The sequence below is a fragment of the Streptomyces sp. NPDC050145 genome (assembly GCF_044460245.1).
In the GTDB taxonomy this organism is placed as follows: domain Bacteria; phylum Actinomycetota; class Actinomycetes; order Streptomycetales; family Streptomycetaceae; genus Streptomyces.
In genome coordinates this window covers 381,230-399,360 of sequence record NZ_JBITJS010000004.1, presented here as the reverse complement: position 1 = coordinate 399,360, position 18,131 = coordinate 381,230, and the positions used below count along the sequence as shown (strand labels likewise).

Annotated in this window: 14 protein-coding genes and 1 pseudogene; 4 read left to right on the top strand and 11 right to left on the bottom strand. The window is 72.4% G+C overall.

Annotated features, from left to right (window positions below; genetic code table 11):
• Positions 1–72 precede the first annotated feature (72 nt).
• From ACIBTU_RS11115 to tnpB, 4 genes are all read right to left on the bottom strand, one after another.
• On the bottom strand, positions 73–942 hold the full coding sequence (locus ACIBTU_RS11115; RefSeq protein WP_399125715.1) for an ABC transporter permease: 870 nt from the start codon (positions 940–942) through the stop codon (positions 73–75).
• The gene (locus ACIBTU_RS11110; protein ID WP_399125714.1) at positions 939–3,632 is read right to left on the bottom strand and encodes an alpha/beta fold hydrolase; all 2,694 of its coding nucleotides are present in this window, start codon (positions 3,630–3,632) and stop codon (positions 939–941) included. The genes ACIBTU_RS11115 and ACIBTU_RS11110 overlap by 4 nt, the downstream gene beginning before the upstream one ends.
• A 219-nt stretch (positions 3,633–3,851) precedes the next feature.
• Positions 3,852–4,217: a zinc ribbon domain-containing protein gene (locus ACIBTU_RS11105; RefSeq protein WP_399125805.1), complete on the bottom strand. Its 366-nt coding sequence runs from the start codon at positions 4,215–4,217 to the stop codon at positions 3,852–3,854.
• Positions 4,218–4,223: 6 nt separating this feature from the next.
• Complete coding sequence (tnpB, locus tag ACIBTU_RS11100) at positions 4,224–5,276, bottom strand: IS607 family element RNA-guided endonuclease TnpB (protein ID WP_399125713.1); 1,053 nt, start codon at positions 5,274–5,276, stop codon at positions 4,224–4,226.
• 402 nt (positions 5,277–5,678) lie between these two features.
• Here tnpB and ACIBTU_RS11095 point away from each other — a divergent pair, with 402 nt between their 5' ends.
• The gene (locus ACIBTU_RS11095) at positions 5,679–6,104 is read left to right on the top strand and encodes a GNAT family N-acetyltransferase (protein WP_399125712.1); all 426 of its coding nucleotides are present in this window, start codon (positions 5,679–5,681) and stop codon (positions 6,102–6,104) included.
• On the opposite strand, the gene ACIBTU_RS11090 is transcribed toward ACIBTU_RS11095, so the two are convergent.
• On the bottom strand, positions 6,086–6,412 hold the full coding sequence (locus ACIBTU_RS11090; protein WP_399125711.1) for a cupin domain-containing protein: 327 nt from the start codon (positions 6,410–6,412) through the stop codon (positions 6,086–6,088). The genes ACIBTU_RS11095 and ACIBTU_RS11090 overlap by 19 nt on opposite strands.
• A gap of 108 nt (positions 6,413–6,520) precedes the next feature.
• Positions 6,521–7,936 (bottom strand): APC family permease, encoded by a 1,416-nt coding sequence (locus ACIBTU_RS11085; protein ID WP_399125710.1) that lies wholly within the window; start codon positions 7,934–7,936, stop codon positions 6,521–6,523.
• 502 nt (positions 7,937–8,438) lie between these two features.
• Between ACIBTU_RS11085 and ACIBTU_RS11080 the strand changes: the two genes are divergently transcribed.
• Entirely contained in the window at positions 8,439–9,293 is an 855-nt protein-coding gene (locus ACIBTU_RS11080; RefSeq protein ID WP_399125709.1) for a hypothetical protein, read from the top strand.
• Positions 9,294–9,321: 28 nt separating this feature from the next.
• Here ACIBTU_RS11080 and mmsA read toward each other — a convergent pair whose 3' ends face one another.
• From mmsA to iolC, 5 genes and pseudogenes are all read right to left on the bottom strand, one after another.
• Positions 9,322–10,845: a CoA-acylating methylmalonate-semialdehyde dehydrogenase gene (gene mmsA / locus ACIBTU_RS11075; protein WP_399125708.1), complete on the bottom strand. Its 1,524-nt coding sequence runs from the start codon at positions 10,843–10,845 to the stop codon at positions 9,322–9,324.
• A gap of 22 nt (positions 10,846–10,867) precedes the next feature.
• Positions 10,868–12,781: a 3D-(3,5/4)-trihydroxycyclohexane-1,2-dione acylhydrolase (decyclizing) gene (gene iolD, locus ACIBTU_RS11070; protein ID WP_399125707.1), complete on the bottom strand. Its 1,914-nt coding sequence runs from the start codon at positions 12,779–12,781 to the stop codon at positions 10,868–10,870.
• On the bottom strand, positions 12,778–13,584 hold the full coding sequence (gene iolB, locus ACIBTU_RS11065; protein ID WP_399125706.1) for a 5-deoxy-glucuronate isomerase: 807 nt from the start codon (positions 13,582–13,584) through the stop codon (positions 12,778–12,780). Before iolB ends, iolD begins: the two co-directional genes overlap by 4 nt.
• A gap of 31 nt (positions 13,585–13,615) precedes the next feature.
• Positions 13,616–14,395, bottom strand: coding sequence for a deoxyribose-phosphate aldolase (locus tag ACIBTU_RS11060; protein WP_399125804.1), 780 nt, complete (start codon positions 14,393–14,395; stop codon positions 13,616–13,618).
• Between the two features lie 285 nt (positions 14,396–14,680).
• Positions 14,681–15,643 (bottom strand): annotated as a pseudogene (iolC, locus tag ACIBTU_RS11055) (5-dehydro-2-deoxygluconokinase); the annotation flags it as partial.
• Between the two features lie 140 nt (positions 15,644–15,783).
• Here iolC and ACIBTU_RS11050 point away from each other — a divergent pair.
• Complete coding sequence (locus tag ACIBTU_RS11050) at positions 15,784–16,731, top strand: sugar phosphate isomerase/epimerase family protein (protein WP_399125705.1); 948 nt, start codon at positions 15,784–15,786, stop codon at positions 16,729–16,731.
• Between the two features lie 12 nt (positions 16,732–16,743).
• On the top strand, positions 16,744–17,727 hold the full coding sequence (locus ACIBTU_RS11045; RefSeq protein ID WP_399125703.1) for a helix-turn-helix domain-containing protein: 984 nt from the start codon (positions 16,744–16,746) through the stop codon (positions 17,725–17,727).
• Positions 17,728–18,131: the final 404 nt, after the last annotated feature.

The following is an 18,131-nucleotide window of genomic DNA, read 5'->3' as shown; positions in this document are numbered from 1 at the left end:
TTGGCCTCGAAGGGGTCACGGCGGGCGCCTGTCGTGACCGGTGGGTGATCCTCCGGAGACCGGACCGTCGTGTCAGGACACCACGTCCTTGCGGGCGAACCCCCGGAAGGCCAGGGCGAACAGGACCACCGCGTACGCCACCGACACGGCCGTGCCCTGGATCATTCCGCTCCATTCGGGCTGCGGCTGGATGACGTCCGCCCAGGCGAACTGCCAGTGCGCGGGCAGGAAGTCGCGCCAGTCGCCGAGGGCGGTGACGGCGTCCAGGACGTTCCCCACGATGGTGAGGAAGACCGCTCCGCCGACCGCGCCCAGCGGGTTGTCCGTCTTCGTCGACAGCCAGAACGCGAGCCCGGCGGTGACCAGTTGGGACACGAAGAGGTACGCGATGACGACGAGGAGGCGCTGTGCCGCGGTGCCGGCGTCGAGCGCGCCGCCGGTCGGGATCTCCAGCGGCCCCCAGCCGTAGGCGGCGGTGCCGACGCCGAGGGCGACGACGGGGAGCAGCACCATCGCGGCCAGGCTCATGCCGAGCGCGACGACGAGCTTGGACCACAGCAGCCGGGCGCGCGGCACGGGCGCGGCGAGGAGGTAGCGCAGGCTCGACCAGTTGGCCTCGGAGGCGACGGTGTCGCCGCAGAACAGGGCGACGGGGATGACGAGCAGGAATCCGGCGGACACGAACAGGCAGGTCGCGGCGAAGTTCGCGCCGGACGCGGTGGCCGTGTCCATCAGCGTCACCCGCCCGTTGCGCCCGCCCGGTTCGCCGCCGATGGCGAACGCGGCGACGAGCACGAACGGCAGCAGGGCGAGCACCGCGCCCATGACGAGGGTGCGGCGCCGCTTGACCTGCCGGACGAGCTCGACCCGCAGGGGCAGGGTGCGGCCGGGGCGGTAGCCGGCGGCCGTCGGGGTCGCGGGGGCGGGGGCGGTGGCGGTCATGCGGGGGTCCCTCCGATCAGCGTGAGGAACGCGTCCTCCAGGCGGCGGTGCGGGCCGACGGACGCCACGGGCACGTCGAGCCGGACGAGGTCCGCGACGAGCCCGGTGGCACTGCCGTCGCCGGTCAGCCGGACGAGCAGGCCGAGCCCGTCCTCGGCGCGGACCGCCGAGTCGACGCCGTCCAGCGCGGCGATCTTCTCCACCACCGGGTCGGCGATCTCGCCGCCCAGGCCGACGAGGAGGGTGTCGCCGGATCCGACGATCTCGGCGACGGGACCGGCCTGGACGAGCCGCCCGCGGTCCATGACGACGAGGTGCGTGCAGGACTGCTCGACCTCGGCGAGCAGATGGCTGGAGACGATCACGGTGCGGCCGCCGCGCGCGTACCGGATCATCACCTCGCGCATCTCGCGGATCTGCGGCGGGTCGAGCCCGTTGGTCGGCTCGTCGAGGATCAGCAGGTCGGGCAGGCCGAGCATGGCCTGGGCGAGGGCGAGGCGCTGGCGCATGCCCTGCGAGTAGGTGCGCACGGCGCGGGCCAGCGCGTCGCCGAGCCCGGCGATCTCCAGGGCCTCGTCGAGGTGCGCGTCCTCGGCGGGGCGGCCGGTGGCCCGCCAGTACAGCTCCAGGTTCTCCCGGCCCGACAGGTGCGGCAGGAATCCGGCGCCCTCGACGAAGGCGCCGACCCGGGACAGCACGGGGGCGCCGGGCCGGATCGCGTGCCCGAAGACGCGGATCTCGCCCGCGTCGGGGCGGATGAGCCCCATGAGCATGCGCAGGGTCGTGGTCTTGCCCGCGCCGTTGGGCCCGAGCAGGCCGAGGACCTGGCCCTGCTCGACGCGGAAGGACACGTCGCGCACGGCGTACCGGTCGGTGGACTTCGCGTACTTCTTGCTCAGGTCCGTGATGACGAGCGGGACGTCGGCGAGCTCCGGGTCCGGTGCGGGGGCGCTCGCGCGGCGGCGGGCGGTCAGCACGAGGGCGGCGGCGACGAGGGCGGCGCCGGCCGGCAGCCACCACACCCAGGAGGGCAGCGGCGCGGCGGCGGTCTCGACGCCGGGCGCGGTCGGCAGGCTCAGTGCGCCGCCGGACAGGCTCACCTCGTACGTGGCGGGCGCGGCCGGTGACGCGTACCCGAGGTCCGTCGAGGACAGGACGAGCCGCAGCCGGTGCCCCTTCTGCACCTCGTGGTCGATCGCGGGCAGGGTGATCGTGACGTCCTTGCCGGCGCCGCCCGCGCCGGTCACCTTCAGCGGGGTGACGAGCTGGGAGGGCAGCACCTCGCGCGCGCCGCCGGGCCCGGCGTCGTAGACCTTGGCGAACAGGACGGCTGTGCCGGTGGACGAGGTCACGTGCGCGGTGACGGTCGGTGAGCCGGTGACGTGCACGGAGCGGTCCAGGGGCGCCGAGTCGAAGCGGGCGAACTGGCCGGGGAAGTCGAGCGCGACGCTCAGCCCGAGCGAGGAGGACAGCGAGGAGACGCTGCCAAGTCCGGGGACGGCGGAGATCGAGGGCGGGCCGCCGCCCGGCGGGTTCTCGAAGGTCTCGGTGCCGGACTTCAGCGGTACCGACACGCGGCGCTCGCCGCGCAGTCCCGGGTACGTGGCTCCGCTCGCGCCGCGCAGGGTGGCGGCGCCGTCGGTGGAGTCGACGCCTCCGGTGCGGGTGACGCGGAAGGCGGGGCCGGTGCCGGCGCTCTTGTCGCCCTTCAGGTAGCGGTCGAACCACGCGGTGACGCGCCCGGTGACCCGGTCCACCTCCATGTCGCCGCCGTCGTGGCCGCCGGCGAGCCAGTCGACGTCGACGGGTGCGCCGTTGGCCTTGATCTGCCGGGCCATCGCGTCGGCCTGGCCGAGCGGGAACAGGGAGTCGGTCTGCCCCTGCGCGATGAGCGTGGGCACTTTGATGCGCTCCCCGACGGCCGACGGGCTGCGCTCCTCGAGCAGCTTGCGCGCGACGGCGTCCGGCTCCCCGGACACGGCCACCCGCCGGTACATGGCGCACAGGTCCTTCTCGAACCGCCCGCACCCGGTCCCGGCCGCACTCGTGCGCGCACCGAGGTCCGCGGACCCGGAGGTGAAGAAGATCCCGGTCCACAGCTTCTTGAACACCCCGTCGGGGAACAGGGCGTCGGCGAGGTTCCAGTACGTGATCTGCGGGGCGATCGCGTCGACCCGGTCGTCGTGGGCGGCGGCGAGCAGGGACACCGCGCCGCCGTACGAGGCGCCGGTCACGCCGACGCGCGGGTCGCCCGCCTTGTCGAGCCGTACCTCGGAGCGGCCGGCCAGCCAGTCGACGAGCCGGGACACGTCGGCGACCTCGGCGTCCGCGCTGTTGAGCCCGATCTTGCCGCCGGACCGGCCGAATCCGCGTGCCGACCAGGTCAGCACCGCGTACCCGCCGCGCGCGAGCCGCTCGGCCTCGCCGCGCACGTCGGCCTTGCTGCCGCCGAACCCGTGCGCGAGCAGCACGGCGGGCCGCTTCTCCCCGCCGTCGCCGGCGGTGAAGTACGAGGTGTCGACCCGTACCCCGCCGCCCATCGTCATCATGCGGTCCTGCCGGTGCACGGTGGGCTCCCCGTCGGAGGCCACCGCGGACCAGGTCCCCGCTCCCGCGAGCAGCACGGCGACGGCCGCGCCGGCGGCCCACCGCCGGCCGCGACGCCACGCACCGCCCAGTCGTAGATCCATGCGTCCACGCTAAAGCCCGCCTCCTCCTCCTACGTCCCACCGGGGGGCTGAACCGGGCGCCCTCCCCGGGGAGTACGCTCCGCGCCCCGTGTACGCCGACCGCAGTAGGCGCTGCGTAATCGCGATCGCTGGTGTCGGCGGCGGCTGCTAGAACTCCGTTGCCGAGGCCATAGTCAGGTCTCGGCATCCCGGGCATTTCGGCCCGGGAGGTCCGTTTCGTCACCAGAGCGTGAGGGCTTCGGTTTGAGTACGGTCTCTCGTTTCTGTCTGCCGCTGGTGCGGCAGGGTTGCGCCACCTGCCCGCCCCGGCCCTGCCTTGCGGCGGGGGCGGGTGGTGCGGGTCTTGTGGTCGGCTCCACGAGGCTTCGACACCGGCTGTGAGGTGTCCTGGTCTCCGGCCACTCCGGTACCAGTTACTGCGGTTGCCGCGAGTGCGGCGAGGTTGAGTGCGGCGTTGGCGTCCCGGTCGATGACCAGGCCGCAGGCGTCGCATTCAAACGTCCGGATGTGCAGCGGCAGTTTGGCTTTCACCGCGCCGCACCCGGAACATGTCTTGGAGGAGGGATACCAGCGGTCGGCGGCCAGGACGCTTCAGCCGTTGCGCCGGGATTTGTAGCCGAGCCGGCGGCGGATCTCGCCGAATCCGGCGTCTGCGATCCGGCGGGCCAGTCGCCGGTTGCGGAGCATTCCAGCGACGTTGAGGTCCTCGACCACGACCGTGCCGTACGTGCGGGTCACGGCGGTGGTGAGCTTGTGCAGGGCATCCGAGCGGAGCTGCGCCACCCGGTGGTGCACCTTGTTCCGGGCGGCGTTGGCCTTCTCCCACCGCTTCGACGGCTTCTGTCCGGTCCTGCGGTCGGGGCCCCGGCGCCGGGACACGGCGCGGGAGGCGTGGCGCAAGTGGGTCAGGGCCTTGTCGTAGTGCCGGGGGTTGGCGACGGTGCGGATCTCGCCGGTGCTGTCGGCCATCACCGCGAGGGTCTTCACGCCGAGATCGATCCCGACCACCACGTCTGGACGGGTGACGCGCTGGATGTCGCGCTTCACCTCGGTCTGGAAGGACACGAACCATCGGCCGCGTTCGTGGCGGACGGTCGCGGACAGGATCCGCGCCGTCCCGGCCTGGATGCGCGCGAGGAGCTTCACCGTGGGTTCGTGGGTGCGGATCGTGCCCAGACGGGGCAGTGTCACATGTCGGCCGTCGGCATCCACGCGGATGGTTCCGGTGGTGAACCGGCAGGCCAGGCGCGCCTTCCGCTTCGACTTGAACCGCGGCGCACCCATCCCCTTGCCACGCCGCTTGCCGTTCTTGGACTTGGCGTAGTTGTCGAACGCGGCCGACGCGTTCGCCAGACCCGTGTTGTAGGCCTCCTTGGAGTTGTCCTCCCACCAGTCTGCGAACCTGGGATCGGTGTGCTTGACCCGGTTGAACTCCTTGCGCAGCGCGGGCAGCGACCACGGTCGCCACCCGGTCAGTTCCGCGTCAGGGACGCCGTATGACGCTTCGGCCCGGCGCTGCCACCAGGAGGCGGTCACCCACGCGACCGCCCAGTTGTACGCGGCCCGCGCCGCACCGCAATGCGAACGCAGCGCACGTTCCTGACCCGCGCTCGGGTCCAGGGCGAACCGGTACGCCTGCACCACGAAACCGGACCGCGGCCGGAACCCCTTCACTCGCCCGCCCCGCCCCGGGCGTGGCGGTGCCTCTCCTCGAAGGGCGTCTCCCGACCGGGGAAGTGACCTGCGACCATGCCCCGACCGTAAGACGGGAACCGGCGGATGCCGAGGGACACCGGCCTCGCCCACCAGAACGAGTGGCGGAGTTATCCACAACCCGCCAGTAATCCGCAGCAGTTCGCCAGTCAAGCCGCATGCCGGACCTGCCCGACACACAGGGACCGGCACACGGCCCCCGCCGACCCACGACTACGCGGTCCGGAAGCGCACGCCAATGCACGCAACCCACTCGGAAAGCCTCACCCGACCAGAACAAAAGACGAGAAAGGATGAGATTCGCTCATGAACAGCGCAACAGTTGGCAGCCCCATGCAGATCGACCGAGCGACCACCGTGCCCGAAATCCTCGCCGCATCCCCCCTGTTCGACGCCCCGGCCCGCCCCGAGTGGGCCGCCGACTTCCTCGCGACACCGGGCCACCACCTCTTCCTCGCCTACGAGGACGCCACCCCCGTCGGCTTCGTCAGCGGCGTCGAGACGCTCCACCCGGACAAGGGCCGCGAGATGTTCCTCTACGAGCTGGCGGTCGCCGAGGGCCACCGCCGCCGGGGCACGGCCCGCGCCCTGATCCGCACCCTGGCCGATCTGGCCCGGGAGCGCGGCTGTTACGGGATGTGGGTGGGCGTCGACCCGGACAACGCTCCCGCGCTCGCGGCGTACCGGAGCGCGGGCGGCGTGTCCGAGGGGCCGTGCACGGTGATGGCCTGGAGTTTCTCTCAGCCTCGCGAGCCGTAGGCGGGGCCGAACACCACCAGCAGGGCCAGGTCCTCCGTCACCTCGACGAAGCGGTGCTGCTCGCCCGCCGGCACGAAGATCACCGCCCCCGGGCCGACCTCGGCGCTGCGGCCCGGTGTCTCGATCGTCGCGCGGCCCGCCGTGACCACGTAGATCTCGTCCTCCGTGTGCGGGCTCTGGGTGTCCTTGCCCCCGGCCGGGATGCAGTACGTCCCGACGGACAGGTCCGGCCTGCGCAGCTGCTCGACCCAGTCCGTGCCTTCGCTCCCGGGCTGCTTCCAGGCCCCGGCCCCCTCGATGATCTCCATGCGGCGAGCCTAGCGACGGCCGGCGGGGTCGCCGGGGGCTTCGGGGGAACACGACGGCGCCGGGCCCCCGCACTCGCGGGGGCCCGGCGCCGAAGTGGAAGGAGTGGCTTACGCCGGGGCCTCCTGGGTGTCCTCCGGGAGGGTCACCAGCCAGCGGGTCTCCTTGCGGGGGCGCAGGTAGATGGCCCAGTAGAGGGTGGCGGCGGCGGTGATGCCGCCGGTCCACAGGAGGTAGGTGACCTCCTGCTGGCTGAGGATGTAGGCCATGACCGCGATCAGGATCGCGGGGACGGCGGGCCACAGCGGCATGCGCCAGGCCGGCTGGTGGCGGTGGCTGCCGCGGCGGGACATCAGGGCGGCGACGGCGACGAGCAGGTACATGCCGGTCACGGAGACGCCGGTGACGCCGTAGAGGGTGTCGAGGTTGACGAAGCACAGGGCCGCGCCGGGGACGCCGACGACGAGGGTGGCGACCCAGGGGGAGCCGAAGCGGCCCAGCTTGGCGAGGGCGCGGTTGACCGGCGAGGGCCAGGCCTTGTCGCGGGCGGAGGCGAACAGGACGCGGGAGTTCTGGATCACCATGACGATGCCCGCGTTGATGATGGCGAGGGCGACGCACAGGGAGACGAAGGTGCCGACGGCCGAGTTCGACCAGGCCTCGACCATGCTGCTGATGTCGCCGGAGGTGAGCGCGGAGAGGTCCTTGGCGCCCATCGTGATCGCGATGACGGGGACAATGATGATGACCGTGGAGATGGCGAGGGTCGCGAGGACCGTGCGGGCCACGGACTTGCGGGGGTTCTCGAGTTCCTCGGAGAGGTAGACCGCGGTGGAGAAGCCCTGGGTGATGAAGAGGGCGATGGCGAGGCCGGAGACGACGAGCATCGCGGTGACCGTGTCGTGGTGGCCGCCCGAGCCCGCGACCTGCATGGAGACGAGGGAGCCCGCGCCGCGCTCGGAGTGGGCGAAGCCGAGGACGGCGACGACGGCCGCGGCGATGACCTCCAGGACGAGGAAGACGCCGGTGATCCAGGCGTTGGCACGCAGGTCGAGCAGGCCGGCGAGGGTCGCGAGGAGCATGACGCCGGCGCCCGCGATCGACGGGTTCAGGTGGACCAGCGGGGCCAGGTAGTCGGCCGTGCCCATGGCGATCACGGGCGGCACGATCATCACGACCAGGAGCGACAGGACGAAGACCAGCCAGCCGGCGAGGCGGCCGGAGAGCGTGGAGACCATGGCGTACTCGCCGCCCGCGCTGGGGATCAGGGTGCCCAGCTCCGAGTAGCAGAACGCGACGCCGATACAGAGCAGCGAGCCGATGGCGATGGTGAGCGCGGTGGCCGTGCCGAGCGAGCCGAAGAGGTCGGGGACGACGACGAAGAGCGTGGAGGCGGGCGTCACGCACGACAGCGTGAGCAAGGTGCCGCCGACGACGCCGATGGAACGCTTGAGCTTCTGGGGCGGTGCCGAGTTCGGCAGGGGCTCCACCGCGGGTGCGGCGGCAGGGCGAAGCGTGTCGGTCATGGAGGTTCCGATCGACTCGTGCGGCAGGTGGTTCGGCGGGGAGCGCTATCGCCTCCGAGGGCAGTGAGGTGCGCGTGGTGCAGTGACAAGGTTCGTGTCGCTCCCGGCGCGGTCATAGAACATCGCCGATATCCGGAACGTCAACGGCCGTTTCCCTGCGGATTCCGCAGTTCGCGCCGCGCCCGGTCCGCCTCTCTTCCTAAGGCTTCTGTAAAGTTCAGCGCCTTCTACGCAGCCCCGTCGAACTTCGACCTTGACTTCCAAGGCGTACCGCCGGGTACACCTACGTCGACCGGTTTGTCGCCTCCGTACGGGAACCGTTGCCCCGGCGCCGAACTTCTTCGGAAAAAGTCCGGAGTCCGGACGTCTCGCTCTCCGCTACCACATCCCAGCTCGTGCGGAACCCCGGGAACCGGACCGGCCCCTTTTCGCATCTTCGTACGATGCACAGCTGACGCACAGCGCGCACAGCGGCCATACACACAGGGGACAGGGGCGGGACATGAAGCACATACGGAGCGTGGCCTGGGCGGGGATCGCCGTAGCGGCGCTGGCCACGACCACGGCCTGCAGCGCCGAGACCGCGAAGAAGACGGCCGACGCCGTCGGCAACGCCGACACGATCATGGCGGCGCTGACCCGCGCCTCGGACAGAACGAAGGACCTCGGCTCGGCCGAGATCGAGTCCACGACGGACCTGGGCACGGGGGCGGGCCCGGTCTCGATGGACGGCACGTACTCGTGGGGCGACGGCGCCGCGTACGACGTCATGATGGACACGAAGGCCGCGCAGATGCAGTCGGTCCAGGACGACCCGACGCTGCGCGCCAAGATGGTCGACGGCGCCTACTTCTACAACGTGGACCCGCAGCCGAGCGGTCCGCTCGCGGGCAAGCACTGGATGCGCGTCGACGTCTCCGCGGTGCTCGGCGAGTCCGGCGCCGCCGCGGCCGACAAGAACGCCGACCCGACGGCGGGCCTGCGCTACATCGGCCTGTCGAAGAGCGTGAAGGACCTCGGCGAGGAGACGATCCGCGGCAAGAAGGCCACGCACTACCGCGGTTCGATCACCCCGGAGAGCGTGAACAAGTCCGGCTCCGGGCTGTCCCAGACGGACAAGGACGGCCTCATGGGGTCCTTCACCGGGGACGTCGACAAGGTCACGTACGACATCTGGGTCGACGGTGACGATCTGCCGGTGCGGATGAACCAGTCGATGGGCCGGGTGAGCATCTCGATGGACTTCGTGAAGTTCGGCTCCACCAAGCCGGTCACGGCGCCGCCGGTCTCCGACACGGCGGACCTGACGGAGCAGGTGAAGCAGCAGGGCGCGGGCGGCACCGCCCCGCAGGGCTGAGCCGGCCGCGCCCGTGTCATGACCCCGCTCAGTGGTTGCGCGGGAAGCCCAGGTCGACGCCCGCCGGGGCGTCGGCCGGGTCGGGCCAGCGGGTGGTGACGACCTTGCCGCGGGTGTAGAAGTGCGTGCCGTCGTTGCCGTAGATGTGGTGGTCGCCGAAGAGGCTGTCCTTCCAGCCACCGAAGGAGTGGTAGCCGACGGGGACCGGGATCGGCACGTTGACGCCGACCATGCCGGCCTCGATCTCCAGCTGGAAGCGGCGGGCCGCGCCGCCGTCCCGGGTGAAGATCGCGGTGCCGTTGCCGAACGGCGAGGCGTTCATGAGCGCCACGCCCTCCTCGTACGTGTCCACGCGCAGCACGCACAGGACCGGGCCGAAGATCTCGTCCTGGTAGGCCTTGGCGGAGGTCGGGACGCGGTCCAGGAGGGACAGGCCGATCCAGTGGCCGTTCTCGTGGCCCTCCACCGTGTAGCCGGTGCCGTCGAGGACGACCTCGCAGCCGTCGGCGGCGGCGCCCTCCACGTAGGAGGCGACCTTGTCGCGGTGGGCGGCCGTGATGAGCGGGCCCATCTCGGACGTCGGGTCGTTGCCCGGGCCGATCTTGATCTTCTCGGCGCGGTCCTTGATCTTCGCGACCAGCTCGTCGGCGATCGAGCCGACGGCCACGACGGCGGAGATCGCCATGCAGCGCTCACCGGCCGAGCCGTACGCGGCGGAGACCGCGGCGTCGGCGGCGGCGTCCAGGTCGGCGTCGGGCAGCACCAGCATGTGGTTCTTGGCGCCGCCGAGGGCCTGCACGCGCTTGCCGTTGGCGGCGGCGGTGGTGTGGATGTGACGGGCGATCGGGGTCGAGCCGACGAAGGAGACGGCGGCGACGTCCGGGTGCTCCAGGAGACGGTCGACGGCGACCTTGTCCCCGTGCAGGACGTTGAAGACGCCGTCGGGCAGACCGGCCTCGGCCAGCAGCTCGGCGATCTTGAGGGAGGCCGACGGGTCCTTCTCGGACGGCTTGAGCACGAACGTGTTGCCGCACGCGATGGCCATCGGGAACATCCACATCGGCACCATGGCCGGGAAGTTGAACGGCGTGATGCCGGCGACGACACCGAGCGGCTGGCGGATCGAGGCCACGTCGACGCGGGTCGCGACGGAGGTGGACAGCTCGCCCTTGAGCTGGACGTTGATCCCGCAGGCCAGGTCGACGATCTCCAGGCCGCGGGCGACCTCGCCGAGGGCGTCGGAGTGCACCTTGCCGTGCTCGGCGGTGATCAGCTCGGCGATCGCGTCACGGTTGGCGTCGAGCAGCGCGCGGAAGCGGAAGAGGATCTCGGTGCGCTTGGCGAGGGAGGACTGGCCCCACGTCGCGTACGCCTCCTTGGCGGCGGCGACGGCGGCGTCCACCTCCTCGACGGAGGCGAAGTCGACCCGGGTGGTGACGACGCCGGTCGCGGGGTCGGTCACCGGGCCGTGATTGCCCGACGTGCCCTCGACGGTCTTGCCGCCGATCCAGTGGTGGACCGACTTCGTCTCGGAGAGATTCGTGTCAGACATACGGTGCAACTCCTGTTACGTCTCAGAGGTGGCGGCGTCGAGCGGTGACGTGCCGGTCGTACTCCTCGCGGGCTCTGACCGCCGACGGACGGTCGGCTGTCTCGGCCACGGGCACATCCCACCACGCCTGCGCCGGGGGCGGGCCCGACACTGTGTCTGCCGTTTCGGTCTCGACGTAGACACATGTGGGACGCTCGGCGGCGCGGGCCGCGGCGAGCGCCTCGCGCAGGTCGCGGACGGTCTTGGCGCGGTGGACCTCCATGCCGAGGCTCGCCGCGTTGGCCGCGAGGTCGACGGGGAGCGGGGCGCCCGTGTAGGTGCCGACACGGTCCTTGTAGCGGTACGCGGTCGCGAAGCCCTCGGCGCCGACGGACGCGGAGAGCCCGCCGATGGACGCGTACCCGTGGTTCTGGAGGATGACGAGCTTGACCGGGATGTTCTCCTGCACGGCCGTGACGATCTCGGTCGGCATCATCAGGTACGTGCCGTCGCCGACCAGCGCCCACACGGGCCGGCCGGGCGCGGCGAGGCTGACGCCGAGCGAGGCCGGGATCTCGTAGCCCATGCAGGAGTAGCCGTACTCGACGTGGTACTGGTCGCGGGACCGGGTCCGCCACAGTTTGTGCAGGTCGCCGGGGAGCGAGCCCGCCGCGTTGATCAGGATGTCCTCGCCCGTGACCAGCGCGTCGAGGGCGCCGAGCACCTGGGCCTGTGTCGGGCGCACGAGGTCGTCCTCGGCGGTGAGGCAGGCGTCGACGCGCCGCTCCCAGCGCTCCTTGTCCTCGGTGTACGTGGTGACGTACGCGGTGTCGGCGCGCACCCCGCGCACGGCCTCGCGCAGTGCGGTCAGGCCGGCGCGGGCGTCGGCGACGAGTGGCAGCGCGGCCTGCTTGTGGGCGTCGAACGCCGCGATGTTCACGTTCAGGAAGCGGACGTCCGGCGCGGCGAAGAGGGTGCCGGAGGCGGTGGTGAAGTCGGTGTAGCGGGTGCCGACGCCGATGACCAGGTCGGCGGCGCGCGCCAGCTCGTTCGCCGGCGCGGTGCCGGTGTGGCCGATCCCGCCCACGTCGGCGGGGTGGTCGTACGGCAGGGCGCCCTTGCCGGCCTGCGTCGACGCGACGGGGATGCCGGTGGCCTCGGCGAACTCCCGCAGCGCGTCCTCGGCGGCGCTGTGCCGCACGCCGCCGCCCGCGATCAGCAGCGGGCGCCGCGCCTGGCGCAACGCCTGTGCGGCGGCCGCGAGTTCGCCCTCGTCCGGGCGGGGCCTGCGCACGGTCCACACGCGCTCGGCGAAGAACTCCTCCGGCCAGTCGTACGCCTCCGCCTGCACGTCCTGCGGCAGCGCGAGCGTCACCGCGCCCGTGTCGACGGGGTCGGCGAGCACCCGCATCGCCTCCAGGGCGGCGGGGATCAGCTGCTCGGGCCGGCCGATCCGGTCGAAGTACCGGGACACGGGCCGCAGGCAGTCGTTGACCGACATGTCTCCCGCGTACGGGACCTGCAGCTGCTGGAGCACGGGGTCGGCGGGCCGGGCCGCGAACACGTCTCCGGGGAGCAGCAGGACGGGCAGGTGGTTGATGGTGGCGAGGGCAGCGCCGGTGACCAGGTTGGTGGCGCCGGGGCCGATCGACGTGGTGACGGCGTGCGTGGCGAGCCGGCCGCTCTGGCGTGCGAAGCCGACGGCCGCGTGCACCATCGCCTGCTCGTTGCGCCCCTGGTGGAAGGGCATGGCGTCCGCGTACTGCACGAGCGCCTGGCCGATCCCCGCCACGTTCCCGTGCCCGAAGATGCCCCAGGTCGCCGGGATCAGCCGCTGCCGGACGCCGTCCCGCTCGGTGTGCTGGCGGGCGAGGAAGCGGACCAGGGCCTGCGCCGTGGTGAGCCGCCTCGTCCCGGCCGCCGGCCCCTTTCCTGTCTCCGTCCCCGTGCCCGTCATCGGTATCCCTCCGTCGCGTGGTCCGGGTGGAAGCGGATCCGCCACTCCCGCTCCGGGCCCGGTCCCGCCATCACGTTCAGGTAGTACATGGCGTGCCCCGGCTGGGCGATGGACGGCCCGTGCCAGCCGTCCGGCACCAGGACCGCGTCGCCGCTGCGGACCTCGGCGAGCAGCTCGGTGCCGCCGGGCCGCGAGGGCGACACCCGCTGGTACCCGTAGCCGCCGTCCCCGTCGATCTCGAAGTAGTAGATCTCCTCCAGCTCGGTCTCGACGCCGGGCCGGTGCTCGTCGTGCTTGTGCGGCGGGTACGAGGACCAGTGCCCGCCCGGGGTGATCACCTCGACGGCGATGAGCTGGTCGCAGTCGAAGGTGTCGGCGGCCGCGAAGTTCCGCACCTGACGGGCGGTCGAGCCGCTGCCGCGGGCCTCGACGGGAACCTCCGGCGCGGGACCGTGACGGACGGGGAGTCGTCGCCCGCATTTCGCTCCTGCCAGGGCGAACCGGCCTCCCGCGCCGGAGGAGAGCTCCGCGCGGGTCTCGCGCGGAAGATACGCGAAGTCGCTCGCGCCGCTGAACACGCTTTCCCTGCCCAGCAGTTCGATGATCCGCCCTGTCACCTCGACGGAGCAAGCACCCGACAGCGGCAGAACGATCCATTCACTCGCGCCGGTGTCGAACACGTGCCGCTGCCCGGCTCCCAGTTCGAGCACCTTGAGCGCGGCGCGGGACCAGCCCGCCTGGTCGGGGTCGACGACGAGCGCGTACGTCCCGTCGCCCGCGCTGCCGCTGGGAAGGTAGGTCATGCCCCCACTCTCCTCTCCCTCTCCCCCGCCGCTACAGCAGCCCGACGGCCGTGTCGACCGCCTGCTCGACATCGCCGTCCGCCGGGTACAGGAGCGAACGGCCCACCACCAGGCCCTGAACGGTGGGCAGTCGGAGCGCGGCCCGCCACTTCTCGAACGTGGCGTCCTGGTCGCCGTCCTTGATGTCGCCGCCGAGCAGGACGGTGGGCAGCGAGGAGGCCTCCATGACGCGGGCCATCCCGTCCGGGTCGTCAGTGACGGGCAGCTTCAGCCACGTGTACGCGGAGGTGCCGCCGAGCCCGGAGGCGACGGCGACGGACCGGATGACGGCGTCGGCGCTCAGATCCGCGCGGGGTGTCCCCGAGCCGGGGTCCCGCCGCATCACGAACGGCTCGACGAACACGGGCAGTCGCAGCGCCGCCATCGCGTCCACGGACCGCGCCGCCGCCTCCAGGGTCCGTACGGAACCGGAGCCCGGGTCGTCGTAGCCGATCCGCAGCAGCAGCTTCCCGGCGTCGAACCGCAGCCGGGCCAGGTCCTGCGGCCGGTGCCCGGTGAACCGGTCGTCGAGCTCGAACGAGGCTCCGGCGAGCCCTCCCCGGTTCAGCGACCCGATGACGACCTTGCCCTCCAGCGCCCCGAGCAGCAGCAGGTCGTCGAGCACGTCGGCCGAGCCCAGCACCCCGTCGACGCCCGGCCTGCTCAGCGCCCGGCACAAGCGCTCCAGCAACTCCCCCCGGTCCGCCATCGCCATCCCCTCCTCCCCGACCCCCAGCACTCCCCGCGCCGGATGATCGGCGGCCACGATCATCAACCGCCCGGACTCCCCCAACAGCCCGTCAGGCCGCCCCCGCCCAGCAGCCACCCGCCCCACAACCTCCGGCTCCCGAGCCCGCACCCGAGCCAGCCCAGCCAAAATTCCAGCCCCGCCCTGGGGCGCACGGGTCGCTCCTTCAGACGCGCGAGGATCTGCGCCCTGGGGCGCACGAAGTGCGCCTTCAGGGGCGCGGGGAACTGCGCGAGAACCCCCACGAACCCGCAGCCGCGATCCAGACCCCAATCCCCCCACCCCCCTAGGCGCCCCACCCGCACCAAAGACCCGCCCAGCCTCAAGAACCCGCTCAACCTCCGGAGGAAACGGCATGGCGGAGGAACACTCGAGCCGCCCCGCGACAATCGCCCCGGCCGCATTCGCAAACTCCACCACCCTCCGCACCCCCCACCCTCCGAGCAACCCGTGACACAAGCCGCCACCGAACGCGTCGCCCGCCCCCAGCCCGTTCACCACATCCACCGGCAACGGCGGCACCACCACACACTCCCCGTCCGAGGAAAGGGCCAGCACCCCACCCGGCCCCTGCTTCACGACGGCGAGCCGAACCCCGTACACAGAGACCAACTCCCGGGCGGCGCCCAAAGGTTCCCGCACACCCGTGGCGACTTCGACCTCGTCCAGATTCCCGACCGCAACGGTCGCGTACCGCAGCGCCTCCCGGTAGAACGGCCGCGCCTCCTCCGGGCCGCCGTCCCAGAACATCGGCCGCCAGTCCAGGTCGAAGACGGTCGGCCCGTCGGACCCGGCCCGCGCCGCGAGCGCCGCGAGCGTCGCGCTCCGGCTGGGCTCCGCGCTCAGCCCCGTCCCGGTCATCCAGAAGATTCGCGCGTCCGCGATCGCGCCGAGGTCCAGCTCGTCCGCCGCGATCTCCAGATCCGGCGCCTTGGGCCGCCGGTAGAAGTAGAGCGGGAAGTCGTCGGGCGGGAAGATCTCGCAGAAGGTGACGGGCGTCGGCGGTCCGTCCACGGCGCTCACCCACCGCGCGTCGACCCCGAACTCCGCCAACTGCCCCCGCAGCCAGTCACCGAACGGATCCCGTCCCGTACGGGTGATCGTCGCGACGCGCCGTCCGAGCCGGGCCGCCGCGACCGCGACGTTGGACGAGGACCCGCCGAGGAACTTCCCGAACGAGGTCACGTCGGCGAGTCCGACCCCGGTCTGCAGGGGGTACAGGTCGACGCCGATACGCCCCATCGTGATCAGGTCGAACTCGCTGCGGGCCATGCGGGGAGTCCCTCCGACGCCTTCGTCCTGCGCCCAGATCTAGTCCCGGCCCGCCCCTCTGTCAACATTTTGTCCTGACATTCGGACCAGATTCGGGCCCCGCCTTGACACCCCTCTCGCGGCACGCCAAGGCTGATTCCATGACGACGCCGGCACCTCGACCGTCCAGCCCGTCCCGACCCGCCGCGCCCTCCGGCCCCTCGCGCATCCGCGTCGGCTCGGCCCCCGACTCCTGGGGCGTCTGGTTCCCCGACGATCCCCGGCAGACCCCCTGGCGGCGCTTCCTCGACGAGGTCGCCGAGGCCGGTTACGCGTGGATCGAGCTGGGCCCGTACGGGTATCTGCCGACGGATCCGCGCGTGCTGGCCGAGGAGACCGGGCGGCGGGGGCTGCGGGTGTCGGCCGGGACCGTCTTCACCGGGCTGCACCACGGCCCCGCCGTGTGGGACCGCACCTGGGAGCACGTGGCGTCGGTCGCCGCGCTGGCCCGGGACACGGGCGCGCGCCATCTCGTCGTCATCCCCTCCTTCTGGCGCGACGACAAGACGGGCGAGATCCTGGAGGACGCGACGCTGACCGCCGAGCAGTGGGGTCATCTCGCCACGCAGACGGAGCGGCTGGCCCGCGAGGTCGGCGACCGGTTCGGGCTGCGGATCGTCGTCCACCCGCACGCGGACACCCACATCGACACCGAGGAGAACGTCACCCGCTTCCTCGACGCGACCGACCCCGACCTCGTGTCGCTGTGCCTGGACACGGGGCACTACGCGTACTGCGGCGGCGACAGCGTCGAGCTCATCAAGACGTACGGGGAACGCATCGGGTACCTGCACCTCAAGCAGGTCGACCCGGAGGTGCTCGCCTCGGTGCGGGCGCAGGGGACGCCGTTCGGTCCCGCCGTCGCGCAGGGGGTGATGTGCGAACCGCCGCGCGGGGTGCCGGAGTTGGCGCCGGTGCTCGCGGCGGCCGAGGCGCTCGGCGTGGACCTCTTCGCGATCGTCGAGCAGGACATGTACCCGTGCGACCCGGAGCGCCCGCTTCCGATCGCACGCCGTACGCGGGGCTATCTCCGGTCGTGCGGCGTGTAGCACTATCGGCGCATGAGACGGTCGAGCGCGCCGCGCCAGACGAGTCAGCCGCGCCGGGCGGGGCGCCCCGCCCGCGCCCCCGACGGGTCCTGGGAGACGGCCTCCGCGCTGCCGCATCCGCGACTGCGGCCGGGGGTCATCGGCTACCGCGGGTTCCGGCTGGCCTTCCCCGGGCCGCGGGCCCGCCTGGAGGCGCCGATCGGCGCGGTGACGCTGATGCTCGGTTTCGAGGGGGCGGTCCGGATCACGGAGGCGGGCGGCGGCTGGGTGGACGTGCGGTCGACGGGTGGCGGCGCGGTCGTCCCGCCGGCGCGGGCGCGCACGGTGGAGCTGCGGTCCGTGCTCTCGGGGCTCACGACGACGCCGGTGCTCGGGGAGCACGACGGGCGGCTCGCGGGGGTGGAGGTGCTGCTCACGCCGTGGGCGGCGTTCCGGATCCTCGACCTGCCGCTGCGCGAGCTGGCCGGGCGGCAACTGGATCCGGACACATTGGGAGCGCTCCCTTCCGCTGCCGTGGCCCGGCTCGCCCATGAACTGGCCGGTGCTCCCAGTTGGCCGGCCCGGTTCCGGCTGCTCGACGCGGCGCTGGGCCGTTGGCTGGAATCGGGCCCGCACTGCGCGGACGGTACGGTCCGCGCCTGGTACGCGCTGTGCCACAGCGGCGGGACGGTCCCGGTGACCGAGCTCGCGGAGGAGGCGGGGTGGAGCGTACGGCAGTTGGAGAACCGGTTCCGTGAGCAGATCGGGCTCAGCCCGAAGGCGGCCGCGCGGGTGCTGCGGTCGCAGCGGGCGCGGCGGTTGCTGTGTGCGGGGAGCAGTCAGGCCGAGGCGGCGGCGGTCTGCGGCTTCTACGACCAGGCGCATCTGAGCGGTGAGTTCAAGGCGATGACGGGGTGTACGCCGCGCGAGTTCGTACGGGCCCATGGGAGGCCTCCGGCGGTTGATCGGTTGACCGGCGAAGCCACGAGCCTCCTGCTGAGGCCGGGCCACCCGTAGCGGGCCCGCGGCTTTCATCGCCGCCCGGCCCATGCTCGCGCCGTAGCCGTTCTCGCCACCTCGCGCCTGCGGCCCCGGCGGATATCGCCGCCGCGCGCATCCTTTGCCGCCCGGGGCGAACGCCCGCGCCGTAGGCATGCGCGTTCGCCTCGCGCCTGCGGCCCGGTGGGGCTTCTCGCGCAGTTCCCCGCGCCCCTGAAGGCGCACTCCGTGCGCCCCAGGGGCGATTGGTCGTGCCCGGCGCGGGGCCGACGCCCCCGGAGGGGGCGGGTGGGTGGGATAGGGGTCAGGGCGAAGGCGGGGACGCCGGGTGCCAAGCGGCGTGGCCCCCTCGGCCAAGCCGGGCATCGCCCCAGGGCCGCACGATCACGTGCGGGCCGATACAGGCTCATGTCCCGGGACGG